A 14,489-nucleotide genomic window follows, 5' to 3' on the forward strand; every position below is an offset into this window, starting at 1 on the left:
TAAAGCGAAGCGGCAGCCGACATAGACGCGCCTGCTTGCCGGCTGCCGCTTCGCTCCAGACCGACGGACGGCAGGAGCGTCCACACCGGTCAACTTCTTCGGCTCCTAGTATCAGGCCCGCTGCCTTACGACGTTGACGAGGGGTTCTCCCCGGATGCCGCGCAGGATGTTGTCCGCGATCGTCTTTTGGCGGCGGCGGATGGTGCCATGCGTCCATCCCGACATGTGCGGGGTCATGACCACGTTGGGAAGCTCGTGAAACGGCAGCCTTGACGGCAATACGCCGTTCTCGCCCGGCTTCGGGTACTGGTACCAGGTGTCGATCACGGCGCCCGCGATCCGTCCTGCCGTCAGCGCTTCGTAAAGCGCCGTTTCGTCGATCGTCGGCCCGCGCCCGACGTTGAAGACGACGGCCGACGGCTTCATGGCCTTGAAGGCGTCAGCCCCGACGATGCCGGCGGTCCCGTCCGTCAGCGGAACGGAAACGACGATGAAGTCGGCGCTCCCCCAGAAGCCGCCGAGGTCGCTCAGCGGGAAGGGCCGGTCGAGCAGCGGGGATGCCGCCACCGGGCTGCGGTTGGCGACGTGGACCGTCATTTCGAACGCCTTGGCGCGGGTGGCGATGGCCTTGCCGATATGCCCGAACCCCAGCAGGCCGACGGTCTTCCCCGCCAGCTCGTCATGAACGCGCTCGGCTGCACCCGCCCAGTATCGCCAGTCGCCCCTGCGCAGGCGGCTGTCGGCATCGGCGAGCGGGACGTGCCGCGCCAGCAGCGCCGCCATGACGTATTCGGCGATGGCCTGCTCGTGTCCGAAGCAGTTGCAGACATCGGCGGAAGCCGGAAGAGCGTCCAGATCGACGGCGTCGTAGCCGGCGCCGGGAACGTGGAACAGGCTCAGCTTGGCCGGCGTGGGCAGCGTGCCGCCGTACTTCGTCCCGACGATCACGTCGGCGGCGGCATAGGTCCGCCGGTCGGTTTCGCTCGAAAGCTCGTCCGGCAGCACGGCGATCTCGGCATCGACATCGAGAAGGCCGGCAAAGCCCGGGCTGAACGAGGAGGCGTTTTCACCGTGGAAGACGATCAGCATCATGTGTCCTTGCGGGGATTGGGAATAAGCGGTTCCAGGCTGCAATCGAGCAGAGAGGGATCGACCTCGCGCTCCATCGTATCGAACATGCTGTCGACGAAGTCGATCAGCGCGTCCGACGCCGTCATCGCCTGGGCGACATGGCGGTTGGCGACGGCGTCCAGTACGGCGAGGTGGCAGTCTATCGTCGTGTGGACGTTGGCGTCGCCCTTGATGTGGGTGTGGTGGATCCAGCCGATGCGGCGGAAGATCGTGTGCAGGGGGCGCATCGTGTGCTCGAGGAACGGCTCGGCGGCGGCCGTCAGTATCAGCCGGTCGATCCTGCGGTCCAGCACGTTGAATTCGCCGGCGGTCATGCCGTCGCGCCGCTCCCGGAGCACCCGCGCCACGTGGAGAAGCTGGTTGCGGTGGGTCGGGCTCGACTTTTCCGCGGCGAGGCGGATGACGAAACGCTCCAGGTCGCGCCGCAACTGCAACAGCACCCGCTCGCGGGCAAGGTCGATCGGGGCGATCTGGACGCCGTGGCGGGGCCGGACCAGGATGAGCGTATCGTTGGCCAGCCGGGTCACGGCCTGATGGACCGGCGTGCGGCTGAACCCCGTCATCTCCTGAAGATCCTGTATCGCCAGGAACCGGCCGGGCTTCAGCTCGCAGTTGACGATAAGATCCTCGATGCGCTCATAGGCAAGTTCGACCAGGTTCACGCGGTTCTGGCGGCGCGGCGGCGCCGCTTCGCCCCGACCGGCCTCGACCAGTTTCGGCAGCGCCCGTTTACGTCCGGCCATGCATGCCTCCTTTGAAATGCCTGCGAAGCGGGACCCTGATCCCGGTATCGGGACCACGACATCAGTCTGGCAGACCTTTTAAAACATGTTGTGATATTTTACCAGTCCGCATATAGTCCGCGCCACACGGTGGTAACCGCTGCTGCAAGGCTCCACCGGCTCGTGGGGGGAGGAAAAACAACGATGAAGATCACGTCCATCGAGACGCTCAGGACCGAGGAGTTTTCCAACGTCATCTGGGTCCGGGTCCATACCGACAGCGGCATCATCGGACTTGGCGAGACGTTCTACGGCGCCGGTGCGGTCGAGGCGCATATCCACGATACGCTGGCCGGGCGCCTCCTTGGCCGCAACCCGCTGCATATCGAAGCCATCCACCGCGACATGGTCAACCTGCCGATGGCGCAGTCGTCCACGGGTGCCGAGTACCGGGCGGCCTCCGCCGTGGACATCGCGCTGTGGGACGTCTTCGGCAAGGTCTGCGGCCAGCCCGTCCACCAGATGCTGGGCGGCCTGTGCCGCGACCGGACGCGGATCTACAACACCTGCGCCGGCTACAAATACGTGCGCTCCACCAACATCAAGCCGGTGTCGAACTGGAACCTGGGCGTGGCCGGCGGACCGTTCGAGGACCTCGACGGCTTCATGAACCGCGCCGACGCCTTGGCGGAAAACCTGCTGGAAAGCGGCATCACGGCGATGAAGATCTGGCCGTTCGATCCCGCCGCGATCGAGAACCACGGGCTTTTCATCACCGCCGAACAGATGAAGAAGGCGGTCGAGCCGTTCGAGAAGATCAGGAAGGCGGTCGGCGACAAGATGGAGATCATGGTCGAGTTCCACTCGCTGTGGAACCTGCCGACAGCCAAGAAGATCGCCAAGGCGCTGGAACCCTATTCGCCGACATGGTTCGAAGACCCGATCCGGATGAACTCGCCGCAGGCGCTGGCGGAATACGCCCGCTCGACCGATGTCTGGGTCTGCGCCAGCGAGACGCTGGGTTCGCGCTACCCCTACAAGGAAATGCTGGACCGGGATGCGGCGCATGTCGTCATGGTCGATCTGTGCTGGACCGGCGGATTGACCGAAGGGCGCAAGATCGCGGCGATGGCCGAAACCTACCACCGTCCCTTCGCGCCGCACGACTGCATCGGGCCGGTCGGCTTCGCCGCCGCCGTCCATGCCTCGTTCAGCCAGCCGAACACGCTGATCCAGGAATCGGTCCGGGCCTTCTATACCGGCTGGTACAAGGAACTCGTTACGGAGGTCCCGGTCATCGAGAACGGCTACGTCTACCCGATGGAAGGCCCCGGCCTCGGCACCGAACTGCTGCCGGCCGTGTTCGAGCGTTCCGATCTCACCGTGCGCCGTTCGGCAGCAGCCTGAGGAATTGACGATGTCCACCAACCTGTTTTCGCTCGAGGGCCGCACCGCCCTCGTCACCGGATCGTCGCGCGGACTTGGCCGCGCGATGGCCGAAGGGCTGGCCGCCGCCGGCGCCGCCGTCGTGCTCAACGGTTCCGACCAGGGCCGCCTGTCCGCCGCCGTCGGGGAGATGCGGGCGGCAGGGTACACGGTCCATGAAGCCCGCTTCGACGTCACCGACGAGGCGGCGGTGCTTGCCGCCTTCCAGCGGTTCGACGCCGAAGGCATCGAGATCGACATCCTGGTCAACAACGCCGGCATCCAGTTGCGGAAGCCGATGGTCGAGCTTGCGACCGACGAATGGCGCAAGGTGATCGAGGCTAACCTGACCAGCGCCTTCGTGATCGGCCGCGAGGCGGCGAAGCGGATGATCCCGCGCGGTCGCGGCAAGATCGTCAACATCGGCTCGCTGACCAGCGAACTCGCCCGCGCCACCGTCGCGCCCTACACCGTCGCCAAGGGCGGCATCAAGATGCTGACGCGCGCCATGACGGCGGAGTGGGCGGGACATGGCATCCAGGCCAACGCCATCGGGCCGGGCTACATGCTGACCGACATGAACCAGGCTCTGGTCGACAATCCGGCTTTCGATGCCTGGGTCAAGGGCCGTACGCCGTCCAAACGCTGGGGCAAGCCCGACGAGCTGATCGGCACCGTCGTCTATCTGGCGTCACCCGCATCCAACTACGTCAACGGCCAGATCGTCTATGTCGACGGCGGCATGCTGGCGGTGCTCTGAAGCCCGGCTACCGGAGGGAATTTCCATGCTCGGCGTTGTCATCCATGCTCCCAAGGACCTTCGGGTCGAGGAAATCGCGGATACCGAACTGGGTCCGCGCGACGTCCAGGTCCGGATCGAGTCCGGCGGGATCTGCGGCTCCGACCTGCACTACTACCATCACGGCGGCTTCGGCACGGTTCGGATACGGGAACCGATGGCGCTCGGCCACGAGATCGCCGGCACGGTCGAGAAGGTCGGGGCCGAAGTTTCGCGCGTCAGGCCGGGCGTGCGGGTCGCGGTGAACCCCAGCCGCCCGTGCGACCAGTGCCGCTACTGCCGCGCCGGCCAGCATAACCAGTGCCTGGACATGCGCTTCATCGGCAGCGCCATGCGCTTTCCCCATGTCCAGGGCGGTTTCCGCCAGAACCTGACGGTCGACGAGAAGCAGGCGATTCCGATCGCATCGGGCATGACCATGGCCGAAGCGGCGATGGCCGAGCCGCTGGCGGTCTGCCTGCATGCCGCCAAGCGGGCAGGTTCGCTGATGGGGGCGCGGGTGCTGGTGACGGGATGCGGCCCGATCGGAGCGCTTTCGGTCGTGGCGGCCCGCTTCGCCGGTGCTGCGGAGATCGTCGCGACCGACATCAGCGCGTTTCCGCTGGCGCTGGCCGAAAAGGTCGGGGCGACCCGCGCGATCGACGTCGCGGCGGACCCGGATGCGCTCGCTCCCTATGCCCAGGACAAGGGCAGCTTCGACGTGCTGTTCGAGGCTTCCGGCAACGAGGCGGCGCTGCGCGGCGCGCTCGACGCGGTGCGGCCCGGCGGGACCGTCGTCCAGCTCGGCCTTGGCGGCGACATGAAACTGCCGATCAACCTGATCGTGGCCAAGGAGATCCAGTTGCGCGGGACCTTCCGCTTCGACGAGGAATTCCAGCTTGCCGTCGACCTGATGGGAAGCGGCCTGATCGACGTGAAGCCGCTGGTCAGCCAGACGGTGCCGTTCCGGCAGGCGGTCGAAGCCTTCGAACTGGCGTCCGACCGGTCGCGCGCGATGAAGGTGCAGCTGGCGTTCTGACCGCCGCCGGGACACGCAGTCAAAATCGATGAAACGAACGACCGGCCGGCTCCATTCGGGAAGCACCGGTACAAGGGGGGAAGTATGAAAAGCTTATTGAAATCGGGCCTCGTTGCTGCCCTGGTCGCCTGCTCGGTCCTGCCGGCCCTGTCGGCATCGGCGCAGGAGGTCAAGAGCCGCACCATCAAGCTGGCCTTCGTCAATCCGGCGGGGTCGGCGCATGATCTGGGAGCCAAGCGGTTCGCCGAACTCGCCAGCAAGAAGAGCGGCGGCAAGCTGAACGTCAAGCTCTATCCGGGCGGCGTGCTGGGCGGCGAGGCGGCCGTGGCGTCGTCGCTGCAAGGCGGCACCATCGAGATGTCGATGATGGGGACCGGGCTTCTGACCGGCATGGACAAGGACTTCGGCATCTTCGACACGCCCTTCCTGTTCGACGACGCGAAGGAGGTGGACGCCGTGCTCGACGGTCCCGTCGGGACGAAGCTGATCGAGAAGCTTCCGGGCAAAGGACTGATCGGCCTGTCCTATTGGGACCACGGGTTCCGCATCCTCACCAACAGCAAGCGGCCGATCTCCAAGGGAGACGACATCCAGGGTTTGAAGATCCGCGTTCAGCAGATCCCGGTCTTCATCGATGCCTTCTCGGCCTTCGGCGCCAACCCGATCCCCATGCCGTTCCCGGAGCTTTACACCGCGCTGGAAACCGGCGCAGTGGACGGCCAGGAGAACCCGTTCATCTCGGTCGACACCAACAAGTTCTACGACGTCCAGAAATACGCATCCAACACCCGCCACGCCTATTCGCCGCTGCTGGTGCTGGCCGGCAAGAAGTTCTGGGACCAGCTCTCCAACGACGAGCGCGCCATCCTGATGGACGCTGCGAACGAAGCGAAGCCCTATCAGCGCGAGGTGTCGCGCAAGATGGACGCCGAAGCGGCGGAGACCTTGAAGACCCTCGGCATGACGATCACCGACGTCTCGCCGGAAGAACGGTCGCGGATGCGCGACAAGCTGAAGCCGGTCATCGAGAAGCACGAGAAGACCATCAACACGGCGCTCGTGGAAGAGCTGAACGCCGAAATCCAGAAGGTGCGGTCGGCGAAGTAACGCCATCGGCATTGAAGATCGCCCGGCAGATTCCGGCAAAGATGTCGGGCTGAAGAGGCCCGACATCTAACGCTCCTGACCGGTCAATGTTTAATGCTGCTGTTGTAACGCCGCCGCATTTCCAGAAACCTCAGAAACGAAAACGGCCGCGCCATGGCATGGCGCGGCCGTTTCCATTCCAACTGTCGACTGCGGATGCCCGCTCCTGCTCAGGAGATCGAGTGAAGCCAGCCGTAGACGTCTTCCCGCGATCCCCGCTGCATGCCGACGAGCCTCTGGCGCAGGTCGTGGGTCACCGCGCCGACCCCGCCGCCGCCGATGGAGAACTCGCCGCCGGCATGGCGGACGCTGCCGATCGGGGCTACGACCGCGGCGGTGCCGCAGGCGAAAGCTTCCTTCAGGCGACCGCTGGCGGCGTCCTGCTGCCACTGGTCGAACGAGTAGGCCTTTTCCTCGACGGTGATGCCGGCATCGCGCGCGATCCGGATCAGCGAGGCGCGGGTGATGCCCGGCAGGATCGTGCCGAGCGGCGGCGTCACGATGCTGCCGTCGTCCATCACGAAGAAGATGTTCATGCCGCCGAGTTCCTCGACCCAGCGGTGCTCCGCCGCGTCCAGAAACACGACCTGATCGCATCCGTGCTGCGCCGCTTCGGCCTGGGCCAGCAGGCTGCCGGCATAGTTGCCGCCGCATTTGGCAGCACCCGTGCCGCCATGGGCCGCCCGGCTGAAGGCGTCGGAGATCCAGACCGAGATCGGCTTTTCGCCGCCCTTGAAATAGGCGCCGACCGGGCTCGCGATGACGCAGTAGATGTAGCTGTGCGCCGGGCGCACGCCGAGGAAGGCTTCGCTCGCGAACATGAACGGACGGATGTAGAGGCTGCTGCCGTCGCCGGACGGCACCCATTCGCGGTCGATGCGGACCAGCTGCTCGATCGACTCCAGGAACAGCTCCTCCGGGATCTCCGGCATCGCCATGCGCTTGGCCGAGGCCTGGAACCGGCGGGCGTTTTCTTCCGGCCTGAACAGGGTGATCGTCCCGTGGCCGGTCCGGTAGGCCTTCATCCCTTCGAAAATATCCTGGGCGTAATGCAGGACGGCACTGGCGGGGTCGAGCTGGAAGGGCGCGCGCTGCCGCACGGAGGCGTCATGCCAGCCCTTGTCGAGATCCCAGGATACCGTGACCATATGGTCGGTAAAGACCTTGCCAAACCCCGGATTTTCCAGAATCCGCGCGCGTTCGGCTCCCGGCACGCTGTTCGGGCTGGGGGCGACACGAAACTCCGGTTTGTTATCCAAAATCCTCTCCTCTTGAACCACTATCGCGATCTGGCTTCAAAGCGAACATGTCCACGTCCTTGTAGGCTTTCGCGGGCCTGTCTCCAATGCCTTCAATATGCCGGGCGATGTCATCACCGCAATAAATGCCGTGCCGAAGCCGCCGAAGCGATACTTATCTGCGCAATGCCAGCCATGCGCATGCCACTCCGTTCACTTCGGCCTTTCGGAAAATGAAGTATTAGCAGGGCGGCGTATCCCGGCAGGAACCTTAAGATAAATCGACGCGAAGCTCACATCATATTAAAATTCTCCTTTTCGGTCGCGGCAGCGATGAAACAAGATCCGGGGAGGGGAACCATGGAATCCTCGATACGATCTCTTGCCGATCTCATCCGGCGCCGGCTGGCTTGCGCGGGCGGTCTGGCCGCGACGGTCATTCCGGCCGGCTTTCTTCTGGCCGCCGCCTCTGTCCTGACCCCGGCACCCGCCCGGGCGGACGAGACCTGCATGTCACCCTTCATGCCCAAGATCACCGGCCAGGAAGATTACGTCTATGTCTGGACCCTCGGCGTCGAGGGGCTGGGCGACGGCTCCGACAAGCTGGTGACGGTCGATGTCCGGCCGGGTTCCCCGACCTACGGCCAAGTGATTTCCAGCACATCGGTCGGCGGCCGCAACGAGGCGCATCACGGCGGATTCACCGACGACCGGCGCTATTTCTGGGCCAGCGGCCTGGATACCAGCAGGATCTTCATCTTCGACATCCATACCGATCCGGGCAAACCCAGGCTGGAGCGGACGATCGACGACTTCGTCCAGGCGACCGGCGGCGTCGTCGGTCCCCATGGCGCCTATGCCTTGCCGGGCCGCATGCTGATGTCCGGCCTGTCCAACGCCAAGGACGAAGGCGGGCGCACGGCCCTGGTGGAATACACCAGCGACGGCAAGTTCCTCGCGACCCACTGGATGCCGACCGCCGAGGACCCGCGCGGCGCGCAGGTCGAACAGGTCGCCGACGGCTACGGCTACGACCAGCGCGTCCTGCCGCGCAAGAACGTCATGCTGACCTCGTCCTTCACCGGCAAGGCCAACTACATGATGGATTTCGGCAAGCTGGTGCAGGACCCGGAAGCGATGAAGCGGTTCGGCCAGACCGTCGTGCTGTGGAACTTCCACGAACGCCAGCCGCGCAAGGTGTTCCATGTTCCGGGAGCGCCGCTGGAGATCCGCTGGGCCTGGGGTCCCGACCACAACTACGCCTTCACGACGACGGCGCTGACCTCGAAGATCTGGCTGATCCATGAGGATGGCAGCGGCGAGTGGCACGCCGATCCGGTCGCCGATATCGGCAACCCGGCCGACATCCCGTTGCCGGTCGATATCAGCCTCAGCGCCGACGACAAGACCCTGTTCGTCGACACCTTCATGGACGGCAAGGTCAGGGTCTTCGACGTCGCCGACCCTCATGCGCCGAAGCAGATCCATGAACAGAAGATCGGTGCCCAGGTCAACATGGTCTCCCAAAGCTGGGACGGCAAACGCGTCTACTTCACCACGTCGCTGCTGGCGAACTGGGACAAGAAGGGCGCCGACGACGAGCAGTTCATCAAGGGCTACGACTGGGACGGGCGGGAGCTTCACCACCGGTTCACCATCGACTTCAAGGAACGGCAGCTGGGCCGGGCGCACATCATGCGCCTGGGCGCCGACAGCCTCTACACCAACTGATCCGGGAGGACCGGCCTTGCCGAGGCATCCTGGCATGGTGCTGCCGCTGCTGTTCGGCGCGGCGATGGCGTTCCTGGCGGGCGCGCAAGGCGCCGTCGCCGGTCCGGCGCACGACCACGGCCATGGCAGTCCTCCCGCGCAATCGGCGCGGCCCCCCGGCTTCGACTACGACCCGCCCGAACCGGGAAGCTACCGTCTGCCGCCGCTCGGCGAGGCGGCGGACGGTGCCGCCCTGGACGAAACCGGCACGGAGCGCCGGCTCCATGGGCTGATGGCGGGAAGGATCGCCGTCCTCAGCTTCATCTACACGCGCTGCACCGACATCTGTCCGCTCGGCACCGCCCTGATGCGCGACCTGCACGAGGCGGCCGCCGCCGACCCGGCGCTTACGCGCATCCTGCGCCTGATCACCATGAGCTTCGACCCCGACCACGACACCCCGGCTGTCATGGCGCTCCAGGCGCAGTCGCTGAGGACCGGCGGCGAAGCGGACTGGCCGTTCCTGACCGCCCGCGACAAGGGCTCGCTAGGGGAAATCCTGGCCGCCTACGGCCAGCGGGTGCTGGCCAACCCGGCGCCTGGGGATACGGGCGGTCCCCTGGCCCATCAGCTCCGGGTCTACCTGATCGACCGGAACCGGAAGATCCGCAACATCTACAGCCTGGACTTCCTCGATCCCCGGCTGGTGCTGGCCGATATCCGCACGCTGGCGCTGGAGGAAAGCGCCGGACAGTGACCGGCCATACCGGGCGGGGGGAAGCGGTAGAAGAAGATGCTGCGCAGCTGTGTCAATTTTGAGCTTTCCTGTCTACCTCTTTTGCGCATAAACTAAATAGGTAATAAATCTTGCGAGCCTTTACCTCCAAATTGGAGTTATAGGGCTTGTGAAATGGCATATCTACCACTCGGCATTTCTGCTTTGGCGGCAACTGTAGTTCCCTACGAAAACGCCAAGCCAATCGCCATCAAGTGGGTTTCTCCGACCGGCAACAACGCGACGGCGACCGGTTCGGCATCCTCTCCCTACAAGACCATCCAGGCGGCCGTGAATGCCTCGGCGCCGGGGACCGCGATCATGGTCAAGGCCGGCACCTACACCGAGAACGTCAAGATCACCAAAAGCGGCACGACCGACAAGCCGATCTGGCTGGTCTCCGCCGACGGCGAAGGTTCCGCCACCATCAAGGCGGCGAATGCCGGACTTCCAGTGGTCTACGGCTATGGCATGGACAATGTGGTGGTCAAGGGTTTCCAGCTTTCGGGCGGCACCGAGGGCATCAAGTTCACCCAGGGCGGCACCAACCTGACCAACATGGCGACCAACATCGTCATCGAGGAAAACCACGTCTACGGCCAGAAATACGACGGCATCAAGACGGCGCAGACGGTCGGCATCGCGATCACCGGCAACACGGTTCACAACATCGCCACCCAGGAAGGGATCGACAACGTCTATATGCGGACCGGCGTCATCGCCAACAACGACGTCTATGACGTGCGCGGCCTGTCGGGCATCGTCGTCAAGGCCGGGACCCAGAACGTCAAGATCCTGAACAACTACGTCCATGGCGTGCCCGACGGCATCCTGGTCGGCGGTTTCAGCGACAGGCCGGGGTCGATCTTTCCGGTCGGCCTCAACTACCAGGCGAAGGGCGTGACCGTCCAGGACAACAAGGTCTCCGCCGCCAAGCAGGCGGTCAACGCCTATGGCGCGGTCGACAGCGTGGTCAAGGAGAACGCGCTGAGCGGAACCGGCACGCTCTGGAACGTGCATGTCGGAACCGACAACCTCGGCTACGCGTCCAAGAACTTCCAGATCGTGAACAACGACGTGTCCCAGGTCAAATGGCTGTATGCGGCATCCGGATCGGTCAGCGTCAACAGCGGAAACAGCATGACCGCGCCCTTCGACGCTTCGACTCTCGGGCCCAACGCGTTGAAGATGTATGCGGCGGCTTCGGGATCGACGCCCCCGACCGGCGTCAAGACCGACACTGCCGTCCATGACTGGAAAGACGGCGCGCAGGCGACCAGGAGCATCGGCGGCACCGGTGCCGCCGACACGCTGACCGGCACCTCGGGCAACGACCACATCGACGGCGGCAGCGGCATCGACCGGATGACCGGCCTCGGCGGTGACGACGGCTACGTGGTCGGCTCCAAATACGATACCGTCGTCGAAGCCGTGGGAGGCGGACGCGACACCGTGCTGCTGTGGACCGACGAATACACCCTCGCCGACAACGTCGAGAACCTCGTCATCGTGACACCGGGCGGCGCCAAGGTGACCGGCAACGCCCTGGACAACATCCTGACCGCAAGCGCCGGAGCCGACACGTTCATCTCCAACGCCGGCCACGACCTGATCCGGGGCTTCAAGGTCGGCGTCGATTTCATCGACATGGACGCGGCAGGGGTCACGGTGGCCAGGACGGCGGCGGACGACATGGTGATCCAGCACGGGACTGCCTCGGTGACGCTGGCCGGCGTCGATTATCACATGCCGCTCAGCAGCATCCTGATCTGAGTGCGGAGCCGGCGCCATGGCTTCTCACGCCTCCTCCGCAGGTGCGCATGCGGCAATAGCTGCCTCTTCGGCGTTGCCCATGCTAACCTGTTTATCGAGCGATAAAGGAGGTCCGGTCCGTTCCTGGACAGCGCCAACGCGCCGCTCGACCTGCCTGCCGACGTCACCGCCGGCCTCTCCAGGGCGGCGTGACCCCCGGCGATCTTTCCAAGGGAGTCCCGGCCATGAACGCCGCAGAGCTGCTGGTACGCTGTCTCGAAAACGAAGGGGTCGACCGGATATTCGGCATCCCCGGCGAGGAGAACCTCGATGTCGTCGAAGCTCTCCGCCGCTCCTCCATCGAGCTCGTGCTGACCCGGCACGAACAGTCCGCCGCCTTCATGGCCGCCACCCACGGACGGCTGACCGGCCGTCCCGGCGTCTGCATCAGCACGCTCGGTCCGGGGGCGCTCAACCTCTCGACCGGGGCGGCCTATGCCCATCTGGGCGCCATGCCGATGATCCTGATCACCGGCCAGAAGCCGATCCTGTCGAGCCGGCAGGCGCGCTTCCAGGTCGTCGACGTGGTCGCCGCCATGAAGCCGCTGACCAAGATGTCGCGCCAGATCGTCAGCGGTTCCGTCATCCCGACGCTGGTGCGCGATGCCTTCCGCGTCGCGATGGAAGAGCGTCCCGGTCCAGTCCACCTGGAACTGCCCGAAGACATCGCCGGAGAAGAAGTGCCCGATCTGGCGATGGTGCCGCCGCACCCGATCGAACTCCCCGTAGCGCCGAAGGCGGCGCTCGACCGCGCGGCTGCCATGATCCTGGGGGCCGAACGCCCGCTGGTCATGATGGGAGCGGTCGCCAGCCGCCCGCGTCTAGCCGCCGGGTTGTCGGACTTCGTCCGCCGCACCCAGATCCCGTTCTTCACGACCCAGACCGGCAAGGGTTCGGTCGGGGCCGGCTCCAACCTCTACATGGGCACGGCGGCGCTGTCGGAGCGCGACTACGTCCACGACGCGATCGACAAGGCCGACGTGATCCTCGCCATCGGTCACGATACGGTCGAGAAACCGCCCTTCATCATGGGCGAGCGGGGGCCGAAGGTGATCCATGTCGGCTACATCCCCGCCAATGTCGAGCAGGTGTTCTTCCCGCATGCCGAGGTGGTCGGCGACGTCGGCCCCAGCCTAGCATTGCTGGCCGACCGGCTCGAAGGCAAGCTCAAGACGGCGTCGGCGCTGGCGCCGCTGCGGAAGCAGATCCTCGACCGCATCCTGGACCGGGCGACCGAAAGCCGCTTCCCGCTGACGCCCCAGCGCATCGTCCACGATGTCCGGCAGGTCATCCCCGAGGACGGCATCGTGGCGCTCGACAACGGCATGTACAAGATCTGGTTCGCCCGCAACTACCGCACCCATGTCGCCAATACGCTGCTGCTCGACAACGCGCTGGCGACCATGGGCGCGGGATTGCCCTCGGCGATGATGGCGGCCCTGCTGCATCCTGACCGCCGCGTCCTGGCGGTATGCGGCGACGGCGGCTTCATGATGAACTCGCAGGAGATGGAAACCGCCGTCCGGCTTAAGCTGAACCTCGTCGTGCTGATCCTGGAGGACAAGGCCTACGGCATGATCCGCTGGAAGCAGGCGGTGGACGATTTCGCCGACTGGGGCCTGACCTTCGGAAATCCCGATTTCGTGAAATACGCCGACGCCTACGGCGCCACGGGATGGCGGGTCGAGACGGCCGACGGACTCGCCCCGACGCTGGACAAGGCCTTCGGCGCCGGCGGCGTCCACCTCGTCACCGTTCCGGTGGACTACTCCGAGAATACCCGCGTCCTGGTCGACGAACTGCGCAACCGGGATCAGGCGTCTCCCGCGCAAGGCTGATCCGAACCCGAAGGCTGATCGGCACCGTCGAGACCAGCGGCGCCGATGCCGTCGAAGCGGCGTCGTGCATCAGCCGCAGGTTTAGCCCAGGCAACGACTCGTTAACCAAATTTCAATTCCTGCCGTGCTTCGCTCCGGCTCAACAGGTTCCCAATCGGCAGCTGCCCGGGCGAATTTGAGCAGGATCGAAAAATGAGCGTGATCAAAGGGTTCGACTCGGTTCTCGTGACCGGAGGCGCCGGCTATTGCGGCAGTCTGCTGGTGCCGCAATTGCTGGATCTCGGTTACAGGGTGACGGTCTACGACATCCTGTATTTCGGCGGCCATTTTCTGCCCAAGGATCACCCTGACCTGACGGTCGTGCAGGGCGATATCAGGGATACCGCCAAGCTGGCCGCCGCCATGGCCGGCCATCAGGCGGTCCTCCACCTCGCCTGCATCTCCAACGATGCCAGCTTTGAGCTGGACGAGCAGTTGTCGACCACGATCAACTTCGACGCCTTCGAGCCGATGGTCGCCGCCGCCAAGGCCGCCGGGGTCAGGCGGTTCGTCTACGCCTCCAGCAGCTCGGTCTATGGCGTGTCGGAACAGCCCGACGTCACCGAAGACCACGCGCTGCTGCCGCTCACCCTCTACAGCAAGTACAAGGGGGAGTGCGAAACCGTCCTGAAGAAGCACACGGACGACGGTTTCGTCGGCGTGATCTACCGGCCCGCGACGGTCTGCGGCTACGGCCCGCGCCAGCGCCTCGACCTGTCCGTCAACATCCTGACCAACCATGCCGTGACCAACGGCCGTATCCTGGTGTTCGGCGGCGAGCAGCTTCGGCCCAACCTGCACATCCAGGACTACGCCGACCTGTGCAAGCTGCTGCT

12 protein-coding genes are annotated in these 14,489 nt (G+C 65.2%); 9 read left to right on the top strand and 3 right to left on the bottom strand.

What is annotated here, in order from left to right; all coding sequences use genetic code 11:
* Window positions 1–111 precede the first annotated feature (111 nt).
* Entirely contained in the window at window positions 112–1,092 is a 981-nt protein-coding gene (locus AC5JJ6_RS19105) for a 2-hydroxyacid dehydrogenase (RefSeq protein WP_496043576.1), read from the bottom strand.
* Entirely contained in the window at window positions 1,089–1,874 is a 786-nt protein-coding gene (locus AC5JJ6_RS19110) for a GntR family transcriptional regulator (protein ID WP_496043577.1), read from the bottom strand. The genes AC5JJ6_RS19105 and AC5JJ6_RS19110 overlap by 4 nt, the downstream gene beginning before the upstream one ends.
* Before the next feature lie 183 nt (window positions 1,875–2,057).
* Here AC5JJ6_RS19110 and AC5JJ6_RS19115 point away from each other — a divergent pair, with 183 nt between their 5' ends.
* From AC5JJ6_RS19115 to AC5JJ6_RS19130, 4 genes are all read left to right on the top strand, one after another.
* On the top strand, window positions 2,058–3,260 hold the full coding sequence (locus tag AC5JJ6_RS19115; RefSeq protein ID WP_496043578.1) for a mandelate racemase/muconate lactonizing enzyme family protein: 1,203 nt from the start codon (window positions 2,058–2,060) through the stop codon (window positions 3,258–3,260).
* Window positions 3,261–3,270: 10 nt separating this feature from the next.
* Window positions 3,271–4,038: an SDR family oxidoreductase gene (locus AC5JJ6_RS19120; protein ID WP_496043579.1), complete on the top strand. Its 768-nt coding sequence runs from the start codon at window positions 3,271–3,273 to the stop codon at window positions 4,036–4,038.
* A 25-nt stretch (window positions 4,039–4,063) separates the two neighbouring features.
* On the top strand, window positions 4,064–5,095 hold the full coding sequence (locus tag AC5JJ6_RS19125; RefSeq protein WP_496043580.1) for an L-idonate 5-dehydrogenase: 1,032 nt from the start codon (window positions 4,064–4,066) through the stop codon (window positions 5,093–5,095).
* Between the two features lie 84 nt (window positions 5,096–5,179).
* Complete coding sequence (locus tag AC5JJ6_RS19130; RefSeq protein WP_496043581.1) at window positions 5,180–6,202, top strand: TRAP transporter substrate-binding protein; 1,023 nt, start codon at window positions 5,180–5,182, stop codon at window positions 6,200–6,202.
* A gap of 209 nt (window positions 6,203–6,411) precedes the next feature.
* On the opposite strand, the gene AC5JJ6_RS19135 is transcribed toward AC5JJ6_RS19130, so the two are convergent.
* Window positions 6,412–7,500 carry a branched-chain amino acid aminotransferase gene (locus AC5JJ6_RS19135; RefSeq protein ID WP_496043582.1) on the bottom strand — a complete coding sequence of 363 codons (1,089 nt, stop codon included), beginning with the start codon at window positions 7,498–7,500 and terminating at the stop codon, window positions 6,412–6,414.
* A 339-nt stretch (window positions 7,501–7,839) separates the two neighbouring features.
* On the opposite strand from AC5JJ6_RS19135, the gene mtoX reads away from it, so the two are divergent.
* From mtoX to AC5JJ6_RS19160, 5 genes are all read left to right on the top strand, one after another.
* Window positions 7,840–9,210, top strand: coding sequence for a methanethiol oxidase (gene mtoX, locus AC5JJ6_RS19140; RefSeq protein WP_496043583.1), 1,371 nt, complete (start codon window positions 7,840–7,842; stop codon window positions 9,208–9,210).
* 16 nt (window positions 9,211–9,226) lie between these two features.
* Complete coding sequence (locus tag AC5JJ6_RS19145) at window positions 9,227–9,946, top strand: SCO family protein (RefSeq protein ID WP_496043584.1); 720 nt, start codon at window positions 9,227–9,229, stop codon at window positions 9,944–9,946.
* Between the two features lie 183 nt (window positions 9,947–10,129).
* Window positions 10,130–11,737: a right-handed parallel beta-helix repeat-containing protein gene (locus AC5JJ6_RS19150; RefSeq protein ID WP_496043585.1), complete on the top strand. Its 1,608-nt coding sequence runs from the start codon at window positions 10,130–10,132 to the stop codon at window positions 11,735–11,737.
* Between the two features lie 224 nt (window positions 11,738–11,961).
* Window positions 11,962–13,614 (top strand): acetolactate synthase large subunit, encoded by a 1,653-nt coding sequence (locus AC5JJ6_RS19155; RefSeq protein ID WP_496043586.1) that lies wholly within the window; start codon window positions 11,962–11,964, stop codon window positions 13,612–13,614.
* 192 nt (window positions 13,615–13,806) lie between these two features.
* Window positions 13,807–14,489: NAD-dependent epimerase/dehydratase family protein (locus AC5JJ6_RS19160; RefSeq protein WP_496043587.1), on the top strand; the 683-nt coding region annotated here is incomplete at its 3' end.

It is taken from the genome of Skermanella sp., assembly GCF_059503625.1.